The 22,393-nt window shown below is 62.1% G+C and carries 21 protein-coding genes; 12 read left to right on the top strand and 9 right to left on the bottom strand.

The window, feature by feature from the left end; all coding sequences use genetic code 11:
* Nucleotides 1-47 precede the first annotated feature (47 nt).
* The 3 genes from JKV55_RS15355 (at nt 48) to hda (ending at nt 3,079) form a co-directional block, all read left to right on the top strand.
* Nucleotides 48-1,316 (top strand): uracil-xanthine permease family protein, encoded by a 1,269-nt coding sequence (locus JKV55_RS15355; RefSeq protein WP_202087568.1) that lies wholly within the window; start codon nt 48-50, stop codon nt 1,314-1,316.
* A gap of 64 nt (nt 1,317-1,380) precedes the next feature.
* Nucleotides 1,381-2,364, top strand: a complete 984-nt coding sequence (locus JKV55_RS15350) for a DUF2066 domain-containing protein (RefSeq protein WP_202087567.1) — start codon at nt 1,381-1,383, stop codon at nt 2,362-2,364.
* Nucleotides 2,357-3,079, top strand: coding sequence for a DnaA inactivator Hda (gene hda, locus JKV55_RS15345; protein WP_202087566.1), 723 nt, complete (start codon nt 2,357-2,359; stop codon nt 3,077-3,079). The genes JKV55_RS15350 and hda overlap by 8 nt, the downstream gene beginning before the upstream one ends.
* A gap of 102 nt (nt 3,080-3,181) precedes the next feature.
* On the opposite strand, the gene JKV55_RS15340 is transcribed toward hda, so the two are convergent.
* A complete protein-coding gene (locus JKV55_RS15340) occupies nt 3,182-3,562 on the bottom strand; it encodes a DUF2069 domain-containing protein (RefSeq protein ID WP_202087565.1) in 381 nt (126 codons plus the stop codon).
* A complete protein-coding gene (arsC, locus tag JKV55_RS15335; RefSeq protein ID WP_202087564.1) occupies nt 3,559-3,909 on the bottom strand; it encodes an arsenate reductase (glutaredoxin) in 351 nt (116 codons plus the stop codon). The genes JKV55_RS15340 and arsC overlap by 4 nt, the downstream gene beginning before the upstream one ends.
* A gap of 61 nt (nt 3,910-3,970) precedes the next feature.
* Here arsC and JKV55_RS15330 point away from each other — a divergent pair, with 61 nt between their 5' ends.
* Nucleotides 3,971-4,417, top strand: a complete 447-nt coding sequence (locus JKV55_RS15330) for a TlpA family protein disulfide reductase (protein ID WP_202087563.1) — start codon at nt 3,971-3,973, stop codon at nt 4,415-4,417.
* Between the two features lie 13 nt (nt 4,418-4,430).
* On the opposite strand, the gene bepA is transcribed toward JKV55_RS15330, so the two are convergent.
* Nucleotides 4,431-5,873 carry a beta-barrel assembly-enhancing protease gene (bepA, locus tag JKV55_RS15325; protein ID WP_202087561.1) on the bottom strand — a complete coding sequence of 481 codons (1,443 nt, stop codon included), beginning with the start codon at nt 5,871-5,873 and terminating at the stop codon, nt 4,431-4,433.
* 119 nt (nt 5,874-5,992) lie between these two features.
* Between bepA and JKV55_RS15320 the strand changes: the two genes are divergently transcribed.
* From JKV55_RS15320 to JKV55_RS15310, 3 genes are read left to right on the top strand one after another with little or no spacing between them, the layout of a single operon-like run.
* A complete protein-coding gene (locus JKV55_RS15320) occupies nt 5,993-6,214 on the top strand; it encodes a sulfurtransferase TusA family protein (protein ID WP_202087559.1) in 222 nt (73 codons plus the stop codon).
* Nucleotides 6,215-6,225: 11 nt separating this feature from the next.
* Nucleotides 6,226-7,299 carry an AI-2E family transporter gene (locus JKV55_RS15315; protein ID WP_202087557.1) on the top strand — a complete coding sequence of 358 codons (1,074 nt, stop codon included), beginning with the start codon at nt 6,226-6,228 and terminating at the stop codon, nt 7,297-7,299.
* A gap of 24 nt (nt 7,300-7,323) precedes the next feature.
* Entirely contained in the window at nt 7,324-8,661 is a 1,338-nt protein-coding gene (locus tag JKV55_RS15310) for a sodium-dependent transporter (RefSeq protein WP_202087555.1), read from the top strand.
* Between the two features lie 192 nt (nt 8,662-8,853).
* On the opposite strand, the gene JKV55_RS15305 is transcribed toward JKV55_RS15310, so the two are convergent.
* Both JKV55_RS15305 and JKV55_RS15300 read right to left on the bottom strand, forming a co-directional pair.
* The gene (locus JKV55_RS15305) at nt 8,854-9,690 is read right to left on the bottom strand and encodes a tetratricopeptide repeat protein (protein WP_202087553.1); all 837 of its coding nucleotides are present in this window, start codon (nt 9,688-9,690) and stop codon (nt 8,854-8,856) included.
* A gap of 13 nt (nt 9,691-9,703) precedes the next feature.
* Nucleotides 9,704-10,357, bottom strand: coding sequence for a 4'-phosphopantetheinyl transferase family protein (locus JKV55_RS15300; protein WP_237332899.1), 654 nt, complete (start codon nt 10,355-10,357; stop codon nt 9,704-9,706).
* 218 nt (nt 10,358-10,575) lie between these two features.
* Between JKV55_RS15300 and JKV55_RS15295 the strand changes: the two genes are divergently transcribed.
* On the top strand, nt 10,576-11,025 hold the full coding sequence (locus JKV55_RS15295) for an NlpC/P60 family protein (protein WP_202087542.1): 450 nt from the start codon (nt 10,576-10,578) through the stop codon (nt 11,023-11,025).
* Nucleotides 11,026-11,090: 65 nt separating this feature from the next.
* Here the strand turns inward: JKV55_RS15295 and JKV55_RS15290 are convergent, their stop codons facing one another.
* Both JKV55_RS15290 and JKV55_RS15285 read right to left on the bottom strand, forming a co-directional pair.
* Nucleotides 11,091-12,947 carry a DUF3413 domain-containing protein gene (locus tag JKV55_RS15290; RefSeq protein ID WP_202087541.1) on the bottom strand — a complete coding sequence of 619 codons (1,857 nt, stop codon included), beginning with the start codon at nt 12,945-12,947 and terminating at the stop codon, nt 11,091-11,093.
* Between the two features lie 32 nt (nt 12,948-12,979).
* Nucleotides 12,980-13,207, bottom strand: coding sequence for a YejL family protein (locus tag JKV55_RS15285; RefSeq protein ID WP_202087540.1), 228 nt, complete (start codon nt 13,205-13,207; stop codon nt 12,980-12,982).
* A 77-nt stretch (nt 13,208-13,284) separates the two neighbouring features.
* On the opposite strand from JKV55_RS15285, the gene yejK reads away from it, so the two are divergent.
* Together yejK and JKV55_RS15275 are read left to right on the top strand one after the other, a co-directional pair.
* Complete coding sequence (gene yejK, locus JKV55_RS15280) at nt 13,285-14,283, top strand: nucleoid-associated protein YejK (protein ID WP_202087539.1); 999 nt, start codon at nt 13,285-13,287, stop codon at nt 14,281-14,283.
* A 149-nt stretch (nt 14,284-14,432) separates the two neighbouring features.
* On the top strand, nt 14,433-15,332 hold the full coding sequence (locus JKV55_RS15275) for a hydrogen peroxide-inducible genes activator (RefSeq protein WP_202087537.1): 900 nt from the start codon (nt 14,433-14,435) through the stop codon (nt 15,330-15,332).
* Nucleotides 15,333-15,388: 56 nt separating this feature from the next.
* Here the strand turns inward: JKV55_RS15275 and ahpF are convergent, their stop codons facing one another.
* Both ahpF and ahpC read right to left on the bottom strand, forming a co-directional pair.
* The gene (gene ahpF, locus JKV55_RS15270; protein WP_202087535.1) at nt 15,389-16,936 is read right to left on the bottom strand and encodes an alkyl hydroperoxide reductase subunit F; all 1,548 of its coding nucleotides are present in this window, start codon (nt 16,934-16,936) and stop codon (nt 15,389-15,391) included.
* Nucleotides 16,937-17,030: 94 nt separating this feature from the next.
* The gene (gene ahpC / locus JKV55_RS15265) at nt 17,031-17,597 is read right to left on the bottom strand and encodes an alkyl hydroperoxide reductase subunit C (RefSeq protein WP_202087533.1); all 567 of its coding nucleotides are present in this window, start codon (nt 17,595-17,597) and stop codon (nt 17,031-17,033) included.
* An 813-nt stretch (nt 17,598-18,410) separates the two neighbouring features.
* Between ahpC and JKV55_RS15260 the strand changes: the two genes are divergently transcribed.
* Together JKV55_RS15260 and JKV55_RS20165 are read left to right on the top strand one after the other, a co-directional pair.
* Nucleotides 18,411-20,009: an isocitrate lyase gene (locus JKV55_RS15260; RefSeq protein ID WP_202087531.1), complete on the top strand. Its 1,599-nt coding sequence runs from the start codon at nt 18,411-18,413 to the stop codon at nt 20,007-20,009.
* Nucleotides 20,010-20,243: 234 nt separating this feature from the next.
* Nucleotides 20,244-22,382, top strand: coding sequence for a methyl-accepting chemotaxis protein (locus JKV55_RS20165; protein WP_202087529.1), 2,139 nt, complete (start codon nt 20,244-20,246; stop codon nt 22,380-22,382).
* Nucleotides 22,383-22,393 lie beyond the last annotated feature (11 nt).

The raw sequence follows: 22,393 nt of genomic DNA, 5'->3' as shown, positions 1-22,393 counted from the left end.
AAACCGGCTGAGGCCGGTTTTTTTCCGTTTAAATAAGGTTGCAGCAGATGAATTCAGCAGAACACACCGATGCCCTGGCCGCCGCCCAGGCGGCGGTGAATACCCCCCTGCGCCAGGCCCTGGCCGGATCCCAGATGTTGTTCGTGGCCTTCGGCGCCCTGGTACTGATGCCGTTGATCACCGGACTGGATCCGAACGTGGCGCTCTTCACCGCCGGCATCGGTACCCTGATTTTCCAGGTTTGTACCCAGCGCCAGATACCGATTTTCCTGGCGTCGTCCTTCGCCTTTATCGCACCCATTCTCTACGGGGTGCAGACCTGGGGTATTCCCGCCACCATGAGCGGATTGATGGCGGCGGGCGCCGTCTACGTGTTGCTCAGCCAACTGGTGCGCTGGCGCGGCACCGGCCTGCTGATCCGGCTGTTGCCGCCGGTGGTGGTGGGGCCGGTGATCATGGTCATCGGCCTCGGGCTGGCACCGCTGGCGGTCAACATGGCCATCGGCAAGACCGGTGACGGCGCCGCCGAGCTGATGCCGCAGGACATTGCCCTGTGGCTGTCGCTGGCATCGCTGGTGACGACCTTGCTGGTGTCCACCATGGCCAGGGGGATTTTCAGGCTGGTGCCCATTACCGCCGGCATCACGGTGGGCTACGGCCTGGCGCTGTGGTTCGGGGTGGTTGATTTTACTCCGGTGCGCGAGGCGGCCTGGTTCTCCGTTCCCAATTTTGTCGCGCCCGAATGGCATTGGCAGGCGGTGCTGTTCATGATCCCGGTGGCCATAGCCCCGGCCATCGAGCACATCGGCGATGTGCTGGCCATCGGCTCGGTGACCGGCAAGGACTACGTTAAAAAGCCGGGTTTGCACCGCACCCTGCTGGGCGACGGCCTGGCCACCGGTGCGGCGTCCCTGTTCGGCGGTCCGCCCAATACCACCTATTCGGAGGTGACCGGCGCCGTGATGCTGACCAAGAACTTCTACCCGGTGATCATGACCTGGGCGGCGGGCTTCGCCATCGTGCTGGCCTTTGTCGGCAAGTTCGGTGCCCTGATGCTGACCATTCCCACCCCGGTGATGGGCGGCATCATGATACTGCTGTTCGGCTCCATCGCCACCGTCGGTCTCAACAGCCTGATCAAGCATCAGGTGGATCTGTCCCAGGCGCGCAACCTGTGCATAGTGGCGGTGATCCTGGTGTTCGGCATCGGCGGCATGGCCTTCGGCATCGGCGCTTTCAGCCTGCAGGGCATCAGCCTGTGCGGCATCGTCGGCATTCTGCTGAATCTGGTGCTGCCCAGGGCACGCAGCCATTGATCCTGGCAAGAGCCTGGCGCAGTGGTTATCATGAGTTTCATGCTCTGTTAATGATGGTCAATTGATGCTGAAAAATCTGTTACTGGCGACCATGATGCTGTTTTCTGCGGCGGCGGCGGCCCAGTCGCTGCTGGAGGTGAACCTGAACCCTGCCCCCTATGGCCGGGAAGAGGCGCGCGAGCAGGCCCTGGGCCTGATCCTGAACCGGCTTACCGGCGATCGGGCCCGGGACTCCTGGGTGCTGGATGAGGCGTTGCGCGAGCCGGAGCGTTACCTGGCGGCCGAACCTCAGGGCCAGGGCTATACCGCCGTCTTCAACCAGGATGAACTGCTGGCGCTGCTTCAGAGCGCGGAACTGCCGTTCTCGCTGGAGCCAAGGCCGGCGCTGCTGGTGTGGCAATTGGACAGCGGCATCGCCAGTAATGAAGCGGATACGGCCTGGCAGCAGGCGGCATCGGCCTATCGGCTGCCGTTGCTGTGGCCGCTGTGGGACTTGCAGGAGCATATGGAAATCGACAAGGCGCAGTTGTTCGATGCGGGATCCTTGCGTCAGGCCAGCCGCCGTTACGGGGCCGATTACTGGCTGGCGCTCGAGCGCGATGCGCAGGGCGGCCGCTGGCAGCTGTTTGGCGCGGAGCAGGACGAGGTTCTGTTGCAGGGGCGACTGGAGCCGGGCGAGCAAGCCATGATGACGCTGGCGGCGGCGCTCAACCGCTACTGGATTCAACCTTCGGGCCGGCGTGAACTGGTCCGGGCCGAAAATCCGGAACCGGCGCAGCCGCTGCGGCTTGAACAGGACGGGCCGGGAGAGCTGACCATAGTGGTCTCGGGGCTGCGCCAATTCTCCGACTCGATCCGGCTTGAGCAACGGCTGCGCCGCTTGGACGGTGTGGAGCAGGCCTATGTGATGGACAGCGCCGGCCATCAGGTTCGTTATCGGCTGCAGGTCGGCTCCCGGGATGGGGTTCTGCGAGCGTTGACCGGGGTACCGGGGCTGGTTGCGGTGAGTGAGCGGGAATTCCGCTGGTCGGGGACGGCGAGTGAGTAAAGACGGTGCCGAAGAGAGCCAGCCGGCTCAGCTGGCGCTGGCGGTACAACTGCCAGACGATGAAACCTTTGCCAGTTTTTATCCCGGCGACAACGCCCAGTTGATCACCGCCCTGAAAAACGCCGCCATCGGCCAGGGCGACGAAGTGCTCTATTTCTGGGGCCACAGGGGCAGTGGTCGCTCCCACCTGCTGCATGCGACCTGTGCCGAAGTGAATGCGTCCGGTGAAGCGGCGGCCTATATCCCCCTCGACCGTCACCGACAGATGTCGCCACGGATGCTGGAGGGAATGGAGCTATTGCCCCTGGTCTGCCTGGATAACCTGGACGCCATCGCCGGGATGGCGGAATGGGAGCGGGCGGTGTTCAATTTCTTCAATCGCCGGCGGGAACGCCCGGTCGGCTCCCTGCTGGTCGGTGCTGTCGGTGCCCCCCGCAACCTGGGTCTGACCCTGCCGGATCTGGCTTCCCGCCTCGACTGGGGGGTGGCCTACCAGCTCAAGCCCCTGGACGACGAGGGCAAGCTCAGCGCCCTGCAACTCAGGGCCGAACTGCGGGGGTTCAAGCTGCCCACCGACGTGGGGCGCTTTCTGTTGAACCGCCTGTCCCGTGACATGCGTACCCTGCTGGCGGCCCTGGATCTGCTGGACAATGCGTCCTTCCAGGCCAAGCGCAAGCTGAGCATCCCCTTCGCCAAGGAAATACTGGGACTGTAAGGGGGGGAGGCCAAGGCAGGGACTGGGGGCTCGGGACTGGGGAATCGAGAGCCATTATTCTGGTCCCGAGTCCCGAGTCCCGAGTCCCGAGTCCCGAGTCCCCTAGTTCTGGCCTTTCTTCTTGCGGATGCTCAGGCCCAGCTCCCGGCCACGGAACTTGGCGTAGTAGATGTTGCCGATAAACATGGTACAGGCCAGCAACAGTTCGACCAGGGCCAGCCAGCGTTCGCCTTCGTCCACCCACAGCAGCGTCAGGGCGTGCAGGAAGTAGGGCATGATCAGGAAGATGGCCCAGGCATGGGTATAGGGATTGCCCCGGACCATGCCCGGCATGGGGATGAACAGCCAGGGCAGCCAGAGCATCAGCATAAAGCCGGCACCCAGCTCCGGGTGGGGCGAGATCAGGCCGTGCCAGAGGCCGACCCAGAGGATAAGACCGAAATAGCCGGCCAGGGCCAGCTTGCGTGCCAGTTGGGTGGTCATTCCAGAATACCCAGTACCTGCTCGGGGGGGCGACCCAAGGCGGCTTTTCCGTTGTTGACGACGATGGGGCGCTCTATCAATTTCGGGTGCGCAATCATGGCGGCAATCAGGGCGTCTTCATCGGTGACCTCGGACAGCCCCAGGGTTTGGTATTCGGCTTCCTTGGTACGCATCAGCTCCCGGGCCGACTGCATGCCCAGCAACGCGAGCAGGTTCTGCAGTTGCGCCGCATCCGGCGGGGTGTCCAGGTATTTGATAACCTCGGGCCTATGGCCTCGTTGCTCGAGTAAGGCCAGGGTTTCCCGGCTTTTAGAGCAGCGCGGATTGTGGTAGATACGTAGACTCATCTTTAACTCCTTTGGCAATGCTGCGGGCATTGTATAAAAGCTGCTGCGGAGGGTACAGCATATGGGCAAACATCAGGCCCTGTTTTTGGCGGTGTTGTTGATGGCGGGATGCCGGGAGGCGGCGACCCTGACCCTGTCCGACGGTGAGCGGCAGACGCTCGGCGATTACAGGGGCCAGTGGCTGGTGGTGAATTATTTTGCCGAATGGTGCGCGCCCTGCCTGCGCGAGATGCCCCTGCTCAATGAATTGAGTGCGGCGGCAGGCCCTGCGGTACTGGCGGTGAGCTTCGATGCCCTGCCGGCCCAGGCGCTGCACAGCCTGAAAGCGCGCTATGAGATGATGATGCCGGTGGTCGCCAGCCTGGAAGGAGCCTGGCCCTTTGACGTGCCCCGGGTACTGCCCACCACCTTCGTGATCGATCCCAGGGGGCGGCTGGCGGAACAGCACCAGGGCGAGCTGCATGCGGAGGACATCGCCCGTTGGCAGTCGCTGTATTGGGGGGATTAGGGAGTCCCGGTTATCAGTTACGCAGGGCGTCCCAGTCTTTCTGCTGCTGGCGCAGTTGCTCCAGGCGGGCACCGAGCCGGGCCCGTTGCATGGCGTCGGTGGCCAGGTTGGCGGCAATCTCCATCTGATCCACCGCCACTTCGTAGCGTCCTTTCAATGCGGCCACTTCGGCCTGGGCCTGACGGAAGGCGGACTCGTCACTGAGCGGCCGGTAGGCCTGGGCGATCAGCTCCCAGGCCAGCGGGTTTTCCGGGTGCCGACGCAGATAGCTATCGAGCAGCTCGGCGGCCTCCTGGTTGCGTCCGGCCTGCAGCAGGCTGTCGGCCAGGTTGATCATCACCACGGCGTTGTCGGGCAGTCGCTGACGGGCCTGGCGCAGGCGGGCGATGGCCGCATCGTGCCGTTTCTCGGCGTTGTCCAGGTCGGTCAGCGCATCCAGCACGAAGATATTGTTGCCATGGCGGCCGGCCAGTTCATCAAGCAGGAGCCTGGCCTGCCCATACTCATGGATTTGCAGCAGACTCAGGGCCTGGCCATAGCGGGCGGCATCGGGTTGCCAGTCGGCTGCCCGGCCGGCTTCCCGCTCGAAGAAACGGTGCAGTTCGCTGGTGTTGCCCTGCTGGAAGCGGGCCATGATCCTGGCCTTGGCCAACTGGAACTCCAGGCTGGGCGGATAGGACTTGGCTGGGTACTCCGCCGCCCGGCTGCGGGCCTCGGCGATACGGCTGGCGGGTAGCGGGTGGGTCAGCAGCATCTGCGGCGGCGTGCTGGCGAACTGGTATTTTTCGGCCAGTTTCTGGAAGAAGGTGGCCATGGCGTTGGGATCGAAGCCGGCATTGTGCAGCAGGCGCAGGCCGATGCGATCCGCTTCGAACTCGTTGTCCCGGGTGTAGTTGATGGCCGACTGTATCTTCAGGCCCATGGTGGTCTGCAAGGCGGCCATGCCGGCCTGGGGGTTGACCATGGCCAGGGCGACCGAGCCGACCAAGCCGGCGATGGTCAGGGGGGTGCTGCGCGACTGGGACTCCAGGTAGCGGGCGATATGGCGCTGGGTGACGTGGGTAATTTCGTGGGCCATGACGGAGGCCAGTTCGCTTTCGTTGTCGGCGGCAAGAAAGAGCCCGGAGTGGATTTGCACCACACCGCCGAGGAAGGCGCTGGCGTTGATGCTGTCGTCCCGGATCAGCAGGAAGCTGAACGGAAAGCGCACCGAATCGGCCTGGGACAGCAGTTTGAGCCCGAGGTCGGTGAGATACTCGTTGAGCACGGGGTCGTCGATCACCGGCTGGTTGGCCCGGGCAAAGCGGATAAAGGCCTGACCGAAGCGGGCTTCCCGCTCTATCGACATGGCGCTGACCCCGGCGGTGCCGATATCGGGCAGGGTGTTGGCGGCCAGTAGCGGGGGTGCGGTAAATAAGGAAAGAGCCAAAGCCAGCCTGGCGGCGCGAAAACCCATGTTAATAACCTTCTTGGTGCAGCATAAACAGCAGAATACTCCCCCCCATAGGGCGGAACAAGCATTGTTTGGCAGACCGAACAAAGGGATAATGCCCTTCTTTTGGAGCGGGGAAGACCATGGACAAGCTGGATGCCAGCGCGCTGCGCTGTCCCTTGCCGCTGATCCGCGTGAAACTCTGGCTAAGAGCGGCGCAAGACGGGGAGCGATTACGGGTATTACTGAGGGATCCGGGCTCCCGCCAGGATATTCCCGCCTATGTCTCGGGCATCGGTCATCCGGTAGAAGTGGTGATCGACGACGCCGAGCGACTCGAACTGATTATTACCAAGGCACCATAAGGAAATTTTGCATGCTGGATGTTATTAAGCACTGGTATCGACAGCGTTTTTCTGATCCGGGTGCGGTCGCCCTGTTTCTATTGCTGCTGTTCGGCTTCGTGGTGGTGTATTTCCTGGGCCATATACTGGCACCTTTTTTCGCCGCCATAGTGATCGCCTATCTGCTGGAATGGCCGGTCAGCCGGCTGGAGCGTCTGGGGTTGGGACGGGGCCTGGCCGCCGGCTTGGTGTTGCTGCTGTTCGCGGTGGTGATGGTGCTGTCGCTGGTGAGCATAGTGCCCTCCTTCCTGCTGCAAACCGCCAACCTGGCGCGGGAAATACCCGCCATGATCAACCGCACCCAGGAGGCGCTGCTGACCCTGCCGGAGCAGTATCCCGAGCTGGTGGACGTGACCCTGGTGCAGAGCGTGCTGGACGATTTCCGCGGCCGGCTGCTGGGCTCGGCCGACGCCATCCTCAGCGTGTCGATCAGTTCGCTCACCAACGCCGCCGTACTGCTGGTCTATCTGATCCTGGTGTCGGTGCTGGTGTTTTTCATGCTCAAGGACAAGCGACAACTGATGGACGGCATGAGTCGTTTCCTGCCCCGCAACCGGGAGCTGGTGTCCCGGGTGTGGCAGGAGATGAACGGCCAGATCGCCAACTATGTGCGCGGCAAGGTGATCGAGATCCTGATCGTCGGCGTGGTCAGCTACGTCACCTTCGCCTTGCTGGATTTGCGTTATGCGCTGCTGCTGGCGGTGCTGGTCGGTTTTTCGGTGCTGATCCCCTACATAGGCGCGGCGGCGGCGACGGTGCCGGTGGCCATGGTGGGGCTGTTCCAGTGGGGCTTTACCCCGCCATTCTTCTACCTGATGGTGGCCTACGGCATCATCCAGGCGCTGGACGGCAATGTGCTGGTGCCCATACTGTTCTCGGAGGCGGTCAACCTGCACCCCATCGCCATCATAGTGGCGGTGCTGGTGTTCGGCGGCCTCTGGGGCTTCTGGGGGGTGTTCTTCGCCATCCCCCTGGCCACCCTGGTCAAGGCGGTGCTCAATGCCTGGCCTGGTCACGACGAGCTGTCGAGCGATACCAATAACTAATCGAGAATACCTAAGGAAAACACAGTGAGAGAACATTTCGGCTCGCGCTTCGGGTTTATCATGGCCGCCGCCGGGGCGGCGGTGGGGCTGGGCAATATCTGGGGCTTTCCCACCCAGGCGGCGAGCAACGGCGGCGGTGCCTTCCTGATCGCCTACCTGGTGCTGGTGATGGTGCTGGCCTTTCCCATGCTGGTGATGGAAGTGGCCATCGGCCGCCACGGTCAGGCCAACCCGGTGGATGCGGTACGCAAGCTGGGCCGCAGCGGCACGCAAAAGGCCATGGCTTCCCTGGTGGGCTATGCGGGCATGCTGGTGCCCAGCCTGGTGCTGTCGTTTTACGCCATCGTCGCCGGCTGGCTGCTGGCCTTCCTGGCGGCGGCCGTGACCCGTATCCTGGGTTGGGAGGCGGCCACCGACTGGCTGCAGGCTTTCGGCCTGGGACGCAACATCGTCTGGACCCTGGTGTTCTACCTGCTCACCATACTGGTGGTGCAGGCCGGGGTGCGCCGGGGCATCGAGCGCTGGTCGGCCCGGCTGATGCCGGCGCTGTTCGCGCTGTTCCTGTTGCTGTTCGCTTATATCCTGACCCAGGGCGGGGCCATGGAAGGGCTCAAGCACTACCTGGTGCCGGATTTCAGCAAGGTACTGGAGCCGGGTCTGCTGATCAGCGCCATGGGGCAGGCCTTCTTCTCCCTTACCATCGGTGGCTGCTCCATGCTGATGTACGGCTCCTACCTGAGCAAGCAGGAGAGCATTCCCGGCACCGCCTTCCAGGTGACCCTGATCGACACCGGGGTGGCTTTCCTGGCCGGGCTGGTGATACTGCCGGCGATGTTCGTGGCCATGAACAACGGTGTGACCATCTTTGCGGAGGACGGCAGCCTGCTGAGTTCCGATACCCTGGTGTTCACCGTACTGCCGGCTTTGTTTGACACCATGGGCCCGGTGGGGCTGGTGATGGCCCTGGTGTTCTTCGTGCTGATGGGCATTGCCGCGCTGACCTCGTCCATTTCCATGCTGGAAGTGCCGGTGTCCTACACCACCGAGCGGTTCAAGGCATCACGGCCGCTGATGACCTGGCTGCTGGGCGGTGGCCTGGCGCTGTTCAGCCTGATCATCTGCCTGAATTTCGGCGCCCTGTTCGGCTTCGTCATCCGCCTGTCGACCCAGAATATCCAGCCGCTGGTGGGCCTGGGGTTCTGCCTGCTGGGCGGCTGGATGTGGGGGCGGGCCAAGTTGTTCGAGGAGCTGGTGCAGGGCACGCCGGAGCTGGCGGGCAGCCTGTTCTGGCGCATCTGGCCCTGGTATGTGCGGCTGGTCTGTCCGCTGCTGGTGGTGATGGTGATAGGTGTCAGCTGGTGAGTGAAAGCGGGGATTGAGAGTTAGGCAGACTGCCGGCAAACCTTCGGATTTCTCTGTGGTCACTCCCGCGAAGGCGGGAGTCCAGTGCTCACTGTCATGGATCTCCGCCTTCGCGGAGATGACCACCATTTGAGGGCGGCAGCGGACTGCTTGGCAGTTCGCCATCAGCCTGGAAGCTGGCCGGCCCCGGGGTCAATACAGCATGCTGTACAGCTTGCGGCGGTATCTGGAGGCGACCGGATCGGCGCCCATGGTGGTCAGCATGTCCAGGAAGCGTTTCTTGGCGTCGCCAAAGGCCAGGTCTTGCCGCAGTACCTCGATCAGCAGCTGCAGCGCTTCTTCCTGGCGGCCCGCCTGGAAGTACAACACCGCCAGTTCTTCTTTCAATGCCGGTGAGTCCGGTGTTTCGGCCAGTTTCTGCTCCAGTTCGCGCAGCTCGGGACTGTCGGCGGCTTCTTCCGCCAGCTGCAGCCGGGCCAGGATATGCTGGTACTGGCTGTCCTGATCGGCCATGCCGATGGTGGCCAGCAATTGCTTGCTCTCCTCCAGCTTGTTCAGGGCCAGGGCCGCCTCGGCCAGACACAGGCGAATGGCCGGACTGTCCTCCAGCGTACGGGCCTGTTGCAGCAGGCCGTAGGCGGCTTGGGGATCCTGCCCCAGGGTCTGTTTGGCCTGAGCCAGCAACTGGGCGGCTTCATTGGGTTGATAGGGCTGCAGAAAGGCCTTGAGGGCGGCTTCATCCTGGGGGCCTTCCAATACATCCACCGGCTGTCCATCCTTGAAGGCCACCATGGCCGGCAGTGCCTGCAGCCCCAGCTGTACCGCCAGACTTTGCAGCTGCGGGTCGGCGACATCAACCTTGGCCAGATCGATATGGGCGCTGTCGGCGCCGATGAGACGTTCCAGCAGTGGGGTCATCGGCTGGCATTCAGGCACCTGCTGGGCGTGAAAGTAAATCACCACCGTTTTGCTCATGGAGGCCTGGATCAGCGCTTGCTGGAAATTCTGCACATTGATATCAACGATCATAAACAGGGTCTCATTAAGGGTTTCTGGTTAGATTGGGCTGCGGCCCACTGATTTCAAGGTCAGAAGGTAAATCCGACAGCGTCGGCCAGATGGGTTCGGCATCGGTACCCTCTTCGACCGCCAGCGTCAGCCAGGCACGGGGCAGGGCATACTGATACAGGTGGTAAGCTTGTTGATCCAGCATGGCGTAGCCTGCGCCCGGCTGCCACTGTACCCGTTGCAGATTGTTGGCAATACCCTCGCCGCAGGCCTTGAGCACGGCCTCCTTGACCGTCCACAAGCGCATGAAGTCCTGCTCGGGAGCGGGGCTTCGGGCCAGCCATTGCTGTTCCGCTGCATTCAGGTAACGGCGGGCCAGGCGGTGGATCCGGGGCGGATCCAGGCGGCGGCTTTCCAGATCGATCCCCAGCGCTCCCCGGTTGCCTATGGTCAGCGCCAGCAGATCACCGCTATGGCTGATGTTGAAATACCAGCCAGGCCGTTCGAGCAGGGGTTTGCCTCTGGCGTCGATCCTGATCGGGATCCTGGCCGGATCCTCGTTCAACCGGTCGGCCAGCCGTTGGCGCAGCAGGTAGCGTCCCACCAAAAACAGCCGGGCCTGGTGGGGGTGGCGGATACTGGCCAGGCGTTCGCGCTCTGCCGCCGAGAGTACTTTTTGCGCATCCATTGGCGGTTTTATGCTCGTACTGTCACAAATCAGTAACTCAATGAAAATATCGTTGTTTTTGCTCATATTCTTTTTTGCAAAATACCCTGGATCTGCTCTAGTATCTTTCAGATTGATAGCTGGTTGCCATTATTCGAATGAAAAAGGTAATTATTCTTAGCAGTGTGCTCCTGGTTGCCGGCTGCAGCAGCAGCCCCAACCCCGAGTCAGGCAAAAAGATGGCTGGAAAAAAACCGTCTTCTTCCCTGACTTACAGTATCAGTACCGGCCCGATGAAGCCCAAGCGTTCCCTGGGCAGCGTGATGGATCTGCATCAGGTTTACCAACGCTGGCGGGGAGTTCCCTATCGCTTCGGCGGCGTGGATGCCCAGGGCATAGATTGTTCGGCCTTTACCCGGACCATGTACCAGGAAGTGTTCGGCATGGATCTGCCCAGAAGCACTTATGAACAGGTCAACCTGGGGCGGGAGATCGGCAAGAACGAGCTGCAGCCGGGGGATCTGGTGTTTTTCCGTATCGGTAACGGTACCCAGCACAATGGCATCTACGTGGGGGACGGCAAGTTCGCCCACGCCTCTTCCAGCGTGGGTGTCACCATCTCACGCCTGGACAATGTCTACTGGCGCAGCCGCTACTGGCAGGCCCGTCGTCTGCTGGACGATATCTGAAGCGCGGGGAGCCGTGACTGGGGATCTGAGACAGCAATAATGTCCCCCGTCACGGCCCCAGTCCGTTATTTTCCCTGAAAACGGTTCAATTCGTTCATCACCTGCAGCAGCAGTGACAGCTCCGGGTTGGCATCCGGCTTGACCCGGTAATCCGAGGCTTGCAGCAGCTGGACATCCCCCCGCCGATTGAACAGCGTAATCTCATCCTGTTGGTAGATCACATACTCTTCTTCATCCGAGGCCAGCCGCCAGCGGTGGGGGTCGCCGTCGAACAGCGATTGCCCTGTGCTGTAGCTGCGCATCGGGCTCTGTACCCCCAGTACTTCTTGCATCAGGGTGGGCACCAAATCCAGCTGGCTGGTCGGATGGCCGAAACGGGTCGGCTGAACCCGGCCGGGCCAGCCGATCACCAGGGGCACATGCAGCTGGTAAGGGGAATAGGCGCTGCCAAAGCCCCAGATGTTGTTGGCATTATCATTGAATTCCATTCCGTGGCCGGAGGTCACCACAATCAGGGTATCCCGGCTGTCCGAGCGTTGGGCCAGCGCCAGCAACTGGCCCAGCAGCTGATCGGTATAGAACACCGCATTCCGATAACGGTTGAACAGGGCCTCGCGCTGCTCGCTGCGGTAGGCCTGGGCAGGATTGAGGCGCTCCAGGGACGGCTGGAAAGGACCTTGCGTACCTGCTGGCACCTCCAGGGCATTGAGTGCGTCCAGGTAGACAAAGGAGAACCAGGGGCGTTCACCGTCCTGTTGTGCCAACCAGGAACCGAACCGGGCCACGGCCTGACGGTCACCTTCGGCGCCGGCGGGGGCGGGCGGGAATGACTGGTTGCGCAGGGTGGAAAAAATGGCATCCCGATACAGCGACATATCGAGCCCGCCACTGGCAAAGAGCCCGAAACGGTAGTCCTGCCGTTGCAGCTCGTCGATCAGCACCGGCGCCATGCCTTCCAGCTCGGCATCCTGGCGGTAATGGGCCGGCAGGCTGTAAAACAGGCTGAACAGGGCGGCGTGGGGCTGGTTGCCGGCACTGAGGTGATCGTCGAAACGCAGGTGCCGGTTGGCAAAGCGGTCCAGGTTGGGCATGGTGAAGGCGTCGAGCTGATCCGCGCGCAGGCCGTCGACCACGACCAGCAGCATATTGGGTGTCCGCTCCGGGGCTGCGACCGACAGGGGCCGCAGTGGATAATTGAGCCGGCGTTGCGGCAAGTCGGCGGCCTGTTGCGACAATTGCCGGTATTGATCCGCGTCCAGCAAGCCCTGCTTGATCAAAAAGCTTTTGGCGGTCATCGGGTAGGACAGCGGGAAGTTGGCTTTCTGGTTGGTGATGGGAGCATAGACCACGGCATCGGCCCAGATATGCACGCTGTGAGTGAGAAAGAAGCTGACCAGCAGCGGCAGCGCCAGGGGCAGCGCCAGGGAGCGGCGCCGACGCTGGCTCCAGCGCCATAGCCAAGCGGCCAGCCAGAGTTCGAACAGGAACAGCAAGGGCACCCAGACAAACAGCCAGCCCCAGCCGGAGGCTTCTTCGGCCTGGGCCTGATCCAGCAATAGCCGCCAGACGGTAGGGTTGAGATGGAACTTGAACAGGCTGAATACCTGGGTGTCCACCAGCAGCAGGGTCAGGGCGGCGGTGGCGATGATGGCACCGAGGAACTGCACCGCCTTGAGCCTGGGAACCAGAAAGGTCAGCGGGAACAGGGTCAGCAGATAGGTAAAAAAGGTCAGGAAAGCGAAATGGCCGACCCAGCTGACCAGCATATAGCCGGTGCCCAGCGGGGTGGCGGGCCAGCCGGCGACCAGCAGGTAGCGGCTCGACACCGCCATCGCCAGCAGGATATTGAAAAACACGAACCAATGGCCCCAGCCGATCAGGCGGGAGACGTTATCGCGATAGAGATTGCCGGTTTCGACCATGGCTCAGACCGTGTTGGCTGGCAAAGGAGCTCTTAATGAGCCCCTTTTTGCGCGTCGACAGAGGAAGTCAACACCTTGGCGAACTTGTCGGCAATGGCCTGACGCTGCCCCGGGGCGACCTGATGATTGATCACATGGGTGGCCAAATTGCCCAGCACCATCAACCTGAGATCGGCGGGGGCCTGATGTTTGTCCATCACGGCTTCCAGTTCGCTCAGCAGTTGATCAAATTGTTTATCGTATTTGGAAAGGACAGGCATGGGCGTTCAATCATGTAACTTAGTAACAGGACGACTATAATACCCCACCCCTTCTGGCAACTCTACGGCAATCTGTTATGAGCTTGGATATCGAACACATCATAGTACATTCCCTCTTTCTCGATGAGCAGGGCCAAACCCAGCTGGCCACCCGGGAGCAGGAGCTGGCCACGGGCCCGGCGGTGAACCGGCTGATGGGCGAGTTGCACCATATCTACAATACCAAGGCGGGCAAGGTGTTCGGCTATTTCAGCGAAGAAGACACCGGCTTTCGCGATCTGGTGCGGCGGGTGCAGGATCAGAGCCTGACCTTCGCCGCCTTCTCCCACCTGGCGGCCGAGCGGCTGCAGGCCGAGCTGCAGCGGCTGGAGATGAACGAGGCCGGCATACTGCTGTTTGTGCGTTACCAGTGGCTGGGGGCCCACTACCTGCTGATCGCCCTGCTCGACAACAAGGACAGCGTCACCGTCACCGACAAGCTGGAGGTCAGCCACGCCAGCTACCTGGATCTGGGCAAGATGCAGCTCGCGGCACGGCTGGATCTGACCGAGCTGCAGAGCCGTCCCGACTCGCATCGCTATTTCTCCTTTATCAAGGGCCGGGCCGGGCGCAAGGTCTCGGACTTCTTCCTGAACTTCCTGTCCTGTGTGGAGGGCATGGATCCCAAGGCCCAGAGTCAGGGCCTGCTGAAGGCGGTGGATGAATACTGCGCGGCCCGCCAGCTCAGCCCCGAGGAGAAGCTGGAGAGCAAGGCGCTGGTGAGCAAGTATTGCCGCGAGCAACTCAAGGAAGGCGAAGAGCTGGAGCTGCGCGAGTTGTCCGCCGAGCTGGGCAGCGACGATGATCTGGACTTCTACCAGTTCGTCAGCGAGGAATACCAGCTGGAAGAACGCTTCCCGGTGGACAGATCCGCGCTCAAGGGGCTGACCAAGTACGTGGGTTCCGGCGGCGGCCTGACCATCAGCTTCGACCAGAAGCTGCTGGGGGAGCGCATCCAGTACGACGCCGCCACCGACACCCTGGTGATCAGGGGCACGCCGCCCAACCTGAAATCCCAGCTGCAGGGCCAGCATTAAGAAGGGCGGGGCGGCATCCTGCCGCCCCGGGACTGCAGCAAGTAGGCATACTTGGTACAGGAAAGGGAACAAGTCGATAACGGTCAGTCTAGAAGCTGTGGTAGCGTTATTGAACCGAATTAAACAGATAGCCCTAATCGAGTTGTTCAATGAGTCGTTTGCCCAGCCTGAAACAGCTGACCTACCTGGTGGCTCTGGATGAGCATCAGAACTTCAACCGGGCCGCCAAGGCCTGCTTCGTCAGCCAGTCCACCCTCAGCACCGGCCTGCAGAACCTGGAAAGCCTGCTCGGCGGCGAGCTGATCGAGCGGGATCACAAGGCGTTCGTGATGACCCCCCTGGGGCGGCAGGTGGTGGTGCGGGCGCGGGAGCTGCTGGCCCAGACCCGGGAGCTGATGGAGCTGGTGGAAGGACAGAAAGGCGCCATGCAGGGCGCCATCCGCCTGGGGTGTATTCCCACCATAGCCCCTTTTTTGCTGAGCGAGCTGGTGCAGCGCTGCCGCCGGCACTATCCCGGGCTGCAGTTGTTGCTGCGTGAAGACACCACGCCGCAGTTGCTGGCCCTGCTGCGGGCCGGCGAGCTGGACCTGCTGCTGCTGGCCCTGCCCACCGACACCGAGGGGCTGCAGACCCGGGTGCTGGGCCAGGATCCCTTCGTGCTGGTGATGCACCGGGAGCAGGCCCGGCAGCATAGCCGCGTGCCGGTAGACTACGCCGAGCTGCCGGATCAGAGCATTTTTTTGCTGGAGCAGGAACACTGCCTGACCGAACACGCGGTGAGCGCCTGCAAGCTGACCGACAGCCGCAAGGTCAACCCCTTCGCCGCCACCAGCCTGCATACCCTGGTGCAAATGGTGGGCGCCGGCCTCGGCACCACTTTCCTGCCGCAGATGGCGATAGACGCCGGCATTCTCGCCAATACCGAGATCGTCGCCATGGCGCCCCAGGGCGACAAGGCCTACCGGGATATCGGCCTGGTGTGGCGGCCCACCGCCACCCGGGTGGAAACCTTCTACCGGCTGGGCGATGTGGTGACCGAGCTGTTGTAACGAAAAAGCGGAGTGCCTTGGCACTCCGCTTTGTTGTGCGGGATACTCCGATGCCGTTACGAGCCGGCGCGGATCAGGTGGTCGAAGGCGCCGAGGGCGGCGGTGGCGCCGGCGCCCATGGAGATGATGATCTGCTTGTAGGGCACTGTGGTGGCGTCGCCGGCGGCGAATACCCCGGCCATGGAGGTGGCACCCCGGTTGTCGATCACCACCTCGCCGAAGCGGGTCAGCTCCACTTCCGAGCCCTGCAGGAACTCGGTGTTGGGTACCAGGCCTATCTGCACGAAGATGCCCGCCACCTCCAGCCGTTTGCTCTCGCCGCTGACCCGGTCGGTATACTGCATGCCCACCACCTTGCTGCCATCGCCCAGCACTTCGGTGGTTTGGGCGCTCATGATGATGTCGATGTTGCCCATGGAGTTGGCCTTGCGCTGCAGCACCTCGTCGGCGCGCAGGCTGTCGGCGAACTCCAGCACGGTCACGTGCTCGACGATGCCGGCCAGATCGATGGCCGCTTCAATGCCCGAGTTGCCGCCTCCGACCACCGCCACCCTCTTGCCCTTGAAGAAGGGGCCGTCACAGTGCGGGCAGTAGGCCACGCCCTTGGTGCGGTACTCGGCCTCGCCGGGCACCTTCAGCTCGCGCCAGCGGGCGCCGGTGGCCAGGATCACCGCCTTGCTCTTGAGTGCGGCGCCGCTGGCCAGCGGCACTTCTATCAACTCGCCGCGCCTGATGCCGGCGGCACGCTGATCGGTGATGATGTCCACCCCGTATTCCTTGACGTGCTGCTCCAGGCTGGCGGCCAGTTTGGGGCCCTCGGTGTAGGGCACCGAGATGAAGTTTTCGATGCCGACGGTATCCATCACCTGGCCGCCGAAGCGCTCGGCCACCAGGCCGGTACGGATGCCCTTGCGGGCGGCGTAGATGGCGGCGGCGGCGCCGGCCGGGCCACCGCCGACGATCAGCACGTCGTAGGGAGCCTTGTCATCGAGGGCGGCGGCCTTGCGTGCGGCGGCGCCGGTGTCGAGCTTGCCGACGATCTCTTCCAGGCTCATCCGGCCCTGGCCAAAATGTTCGCCGTTCAGGTAGACGGCGGGCACCGCCATCACCTGGCGTTGGTTCACCTCCTCCTGGAACAGGGCACCGTCGATCATCACGTGGCTGATGTTGGGATTCAGGGTCGCCATCAGGTTGAGCGCCTGCACCACGTCCGGGCAGTTCTGGCAGGACAGGGAGATGTAGGTTTCAAAGTGGAACTGGCCCTCGAGGTTGCGGATCTGCTCCTGCAACTCGGGGGAGGCCTTGGACGGATGGCCGCCGGCCTGCAGCAGGGCCAGTACCAGTGAGGTGAATTCGTGGCCCATGGGAATACCGGCAAAGCTCACCCGCGGCGCCTGCCCGGCGGGGGCGACGCTCATGCTGGGAGTGCGGCCGGCGGCGGCTTCCCGGAGGCTGATGTTGCCGGACAGACCGCTGATCTCGGTGGCCAGTTCCAGCAATTCTTTGGATTTGGGGCTGTTATCACCGGACACGCTGAGCTCTATCGGAGAGACGATGTTCTGCAGGTAGGTGTCCAGTTGTTTTTTGAGATTAGCATCTAACATAGTCGTGTCCTGTGCCGAATTTTGGGTATAAAAAACCCGGCCCGCCGACCGGATGAGGCATCATCGCGGCGGGCCGGGGTAGCTGTCCGGGGTCTTAGATCTTGCCGACCAGGTCCAGGGACGGCGCCAGGGTGGCTTCGCCTTCCTGCCACTTGGCGGGGCAGACTTCACCCGGGTGGGCGGCCACGTACTGGGCGGCCTTCACCTTGCGCAGCAGGTCGGAGGCGTCGCGGCCGATGCCTTCGGCGGTCACTTCGATGGCCTGGATCACGCCCTGGGGGTCGATGATGAAGGTGGCGCGGTCGGCCAGGCCCTGGCCTTCACGCATCACGCCGAAGTTGTTGGTGATGGTGCCGGTCTGGTCGCCCAGCATGTAGTACTTGATCTTGCCGATGGTCTCGGAGCTGTCGTGCCAGGCCTTGTGGGTGAAGTGGGTGTCGGTGGACACGGAATACACTTCGACGCCCATCTTCTGCAGTTCGGCATAGTGGTCGGCCAGGTCGCCCAGCTCGGTGGGGCAGACGAAGGTGAAGTCGGCCGGGTAGAAGAAGACGACGGACCACTTGCCTTTCAGATCGGCTTCGGTCACTTGCACGAAGTCGCCGTTGTAGTAGGCCTGGGCGGTAAAGGGTTTGATTTCGGTATTGATGGAAACAGCCATGTTAGCTCCTAAAATGTTTCTTGGTGGTTGTGTGTCTCTGGAACGGTTTCCATACTAGGCCCTATCTGGCATTCATTAAAGTGATTATTTTCTATCGTTCTAATAGGTAATTTCTATCATGCGGCTGCCTCCTGCATGGGGGGTACCGGCTCGGCCGGATGACGGATCAAGACGCAGGCCGGGGGCCGCGGGCAGCCACGCCGTGCCGGCGCAAATAACGACAAAAAACCACAAGCCATCAGGATATGCCGCCCTGGCCCGGTACTCCGGTGTTTTTTTGCATTCGCAAAAAAGGGGGAAACCCCGGATTATTTTTTAAAACAAGTGTTTAAATGCTTGTATTGAAAGCATTCTCGCCCCCGTGGCCGGAATTTTTTAAACCTTGGAGTTAGGTCGGGATAATTAATTGCATATGAATTAAATTTACGTAATTTATTTACATTCAAGTCTATCTTGGTCCAGTTGTGTTTTTCTGTTTAGTCCAGTAAAACAGTGGGTTATTGGTTGTGTTACTTTGGTCGTAGTTCTCTCCGGTTGTGTGACTTGTGTTGTATTTTTGTAAAATCAGATCTTGATCTTATGGTTTTTTTTAAGCAACTTAATAGGGGTACAGCGACGCGGAACAAACGGAAACGTGAATAACGACAGGCATCACAATAGAACCTTAGAAATAAAAGCCTGGCTGCGGAGCAAAACAATAAGAGTCACTGCCAATATCAGCAACCCGGATAGCCCCTGATGATTTGCTGGTTTGACAGGGAAGTTGAATGCTGCTGAACAGAGCGCAACCCTTACACTGAGAGGACTGAGACCATGCCATACGCAAACGACCTTGATACCCTGGCGTCATTGATCAAGCAAAACCCGAGCTGGAGCGCCATCAAGCCCGAGTACGCCGCCCGTATGCGTGCCCAGAACCGTTTCAAGACCGGCCTGGATATCGCCAGGTACACCGCCAGGATCATGCGCGAAGACATGGCCAACTACGACAAGGACCCGTCCCAGTACACCCAGTCCCTGGGCTGCTGGCACGGCTTTATCGGCCAGCAGAAGCTGATCTCCATCAAGAAGCATTTCGGCAGCACCAAGCGGCGCTACCTCTACCTGTCGGGTTGGATGGTGGCGGCCCTGCGCTCCGAGTTCGGCCCGCTGCCGGATCAGTCCATGCATGAAAAGACCTCGGTGCCGGCCCTGATCGAGGAGCTCTACACCTTCCTGCGCCAGGCCGATGCCTGGGAGCTGAACCATCTGTTCCGCGCCCTGGAGGAGGCCCAGCAAGCCGGTGACGACGCCAAGGCCAAAGACATTCTCAGCCAGATCGACCACCACGAAACCCATGTGGTACCAATCGTGGCGGACATCGATGCCGGTTTCGGCAACGCCGAAGCGACCTACCTGCTGGCCAGGAAGATGATCGAAGCGGGCGCCTGCTGCATCCAGATCGAGAACCAGGTGTCCGACGAGAAGCAGTGCGGCCACCAGGACGGCAAGGTGACGGTGCCTCACGCCGATTTCCTGGCCAAGATCAACGCGGTACGGCTGGCCTTCCTGGAGCTGGGGGTGGACGACGGCGTCATAGTGGCGCGCACCGACTCCCTGGGCGCCGGCCTGACCAAACAGATCGCGGTCACCAACGAGCCGGGTGATCTGGGCGATTTGTACAACAGTTTCCTCGACGGCGACTACATCGACTCGGCCTCCGATATCAACAACGGCGACGTGGTGATCAAGTCCCAGGACAAGCTGCTCAAGGTCAAGCGCCTGGCTTCCGGCCTGTTCTGCTTCAAGCCGGGTTCCGGCGAGGACCGGGTGGTGCTGGACTGCATCACCAGCCTGCAGCACGGTGCCGACCTGCTGTGGATCGAGACCGAGAAGCCCCATATCGGCCAGATCAAGGGCATGGTGGACCGCATCCGTGAAGTGGTGCCCAACGCCAAGCTGGTCTACAACAACAGCCCGTCCTTCAACTGGACCCTGAACTTCCGCCAGCAGGTGTTCGACGCCTGGGCCGCCGAAGGCAAGGATGTGGCGGCCTACGACCGGGCCAAGCTGATGAGCGCCGACTACGATGACACCGAGCTGGGCCGCCTGGCCGACGAGTGGACGGCCAACTTCCAGCGCGATGCCGCCCGGGAAGCCGGCATCTTCCACCACCTGATCACGCTGCCGACCTACCATACCGCGGCCCTGTCCACCGACAACCTGGCCAAGGGCTACTTCGGCGACGAAGGCATGCTGGCCTATGTGGCGGGCGTACAGCGCAAGGAAATCCGGCAGGGCATCGCCACCGTCAAGCACCAGGACATGGCCGGCTCCAACATCGGGGACGACCACAAGGAGTTCTTCGCCGGTGAAGCGGCGCTGAAAGCCGGCGGCAAGGACAACACCATGGGCCAGTTCGAGAACGTCTGATTGCAAAACAGGGTCAACTGAGAAAGAAAAATACTAACTAGGTCCATCTCGTTTTGGCAGCCCAGAGGGCTGCCTTTTTTTATATGGTGACTATACAGAGGTGTTAAGTAAATCTGCCCAGTGCCGATACAGGATCCGTTATCATCATCGACCGATTCGATGGTATCCATACTGCGCGGCACGGCCAGGAACGGCCTGTGCGAGCGCTTCACTCAGAGGGATTCTGGTAAAGGTATGATGCAGATAAAGAAAACGGCGCTGTCGGCCAAGTTGTTTGTGGCAACCGGATTGATGTTGCTGTGCAGCATCCTGATCCTCAATGGGGTGGTCAACCTGTTCCTGCAACGGACGGCAGATCAGGTCGGGGCTGATACTTCCCGGGTATTGACCCAGGAAATTACCGAGCGGCTGCATAGTCAGGCCGGTGAAGCAGGGGAGAGACTGGCCGGCTTTATCAATGAAAGCTTCAGGTCTCCGCTCACCCTGGCCACCATTCTGGCCGACAACGCCGCCGCGCCGGCATCCGAACGACTCAGCCGGGAGCAAGTGGTGGCTCTGAACCGGCAGATGCTGGCGGCCAACCGGCAGCTGGGCTCGAGTTACAGCCAGTTCGAAGCCAACGCCTATGACGGCGACGATGCCCTCTTTCTCCGTGGTTATGACCATTCGGTGGCCGGGGCCGGCAGTCTGGAGGTTTATATGGTGCGCCATCAGGATGGACGTCTGGAACAGCAGATCATCGGCGGCGCCGAGGAGAAACACGACCAGGCGCGCAATGAATTCGGGGTGCGCAATGCCGAGTGGTACCTCTGTCCCATGGAAACCGGCAGGCCCTGCCTGATGGAACCCTACCTGTACGAGATCCAGCCCGGCTACAGCGAGCTGATGACCAGCCTGACGGTGCCCATCCTGGTGGACGGACAGTTCCGGGGGGTGGCGGGCTCGGACATCAACCTGCCCGCCTTCCAGCAGCAGCTGGTGCAACTGGCCGCCTCCCTCTACCAGGGGCAGGCCGAGGTGCTGCTGCTCAGCAGCCAGGGTTTTATCGTCGCGTCCAGCCGCCATCCCGACAAGCTGGGGCGGCCGCTGCAGGAAGTGGCCAGCGGCGAAGAACTCGCCCGGTTGCAGGCATTGACCCGGGGCGACGGCTCTGCGATGGCGGCCGAGCGGCTCTACGGCGCCTATCAACTGGATATAGCGGCAACCGGAACCCGGTGGGCCCTGCTGATCAGTGTGCCCCGGGCGGTGGCCCTGACCGAGGTGGCCATGCTGGAGGACGGGTTGGCGGCCGGCGTGAATGAACTGACCCGACGGCAGTGGCTGGCCGGCGCCCTTATTATCCTGGCCGGGGTCGGCGCCATGATACTGCTGGCGCGGACCATTACCCGGCCGCTCAGGATAATGAACGAGCGTATCGGCAGCCTGAACAGCGCCGAGGGAGACTTGACCCGTTCGATCCATATCGACACTCATCGTGAGCTGATCTCGCTGTCGGGAGGCTTCAACGGCTTTATTGAAACACTGCGGGAGCTGGTCAAGCGGCTCAAGCAAACCGGGGCCCAGGTCGGCCGAGAGTCGGAAAACGGCGCCCGGCTGGCCGCCCGGATGCATGAGCAGGTCAAGCGTCAGAACCGGGAGATCGACTCGGTGGTGACCGCCATGAACGAGATGGGCGTGGCGGCGGCCGAGGTGGCCCGTTTTTCCGAGCAGGCGGCCATCGAGGCGGGCCAGGCCAACCAGGCGCTCAAGGCCACCCAGGGGCGACTGGCGGGCACGGTGGAGGATATCGGGGCCCTGGCCGGCGAGGTGCTGGACGCGGCGCAGGCGGTGAACCAGGTGGCCGAGCGCAGCGAGGCCATCAACAGCATCCTGGAAGTGATCCGGGCCATCGCCGAACAGACCAACCTGTTGGCGCTGAATGCGGCGATAGAGGCCGCCCGGGCCGGCGAACAGGGCCGGGGCTTTGCGGTGGTGGCCGATGAGGTGCGGGCCCTGGCCGCCAAGACCCGCCAATCCACCGATGATATCGCCGCCCTGATCGAACGGCTGAACAGCCAGGTAGGCACGACGGTACAGATCATGGAGCAGGGGGCGTCCAGGGCGCAGCAGACGTCGGCGCATTCCCGCGAGGCCTACGGGGAGTTGGCCCAGGTGGCGGGGCTTATCGAAACCATCAGCGACCATGTGATCCAGATGGCCACCTCGGCCGAGGAGCAGAGCGCGGTGTCCGATGACATCAACCGCAACCTCAGCACCCTGGGGGAGGCCGCCTCAGCCCTGGCGGAGCTGGCCGGCCAGGTGGGAGACCATGGTCAGCGCCTGAGCGGGCTGTCCGGCGGTCTGGACCAGGATCTGGGACGGCTCAAGACCTGAGACCGACCCAA

The sequence above is a fragment of the Zobellella iuensis genome, assembly GCF_016746085.1.
GTDB lineage: Bacteria > Pseudomonadota > Gammaproteobacteria > Enterobacterales > Aeromonadaceae > Oceanimonas > Oceanimonas iuensis.
The sequence above is the reverse complement of the archived record's forward strand: the minus strand, read 5'-3'. Positions and strand labels throughout refer to the sequence as shown.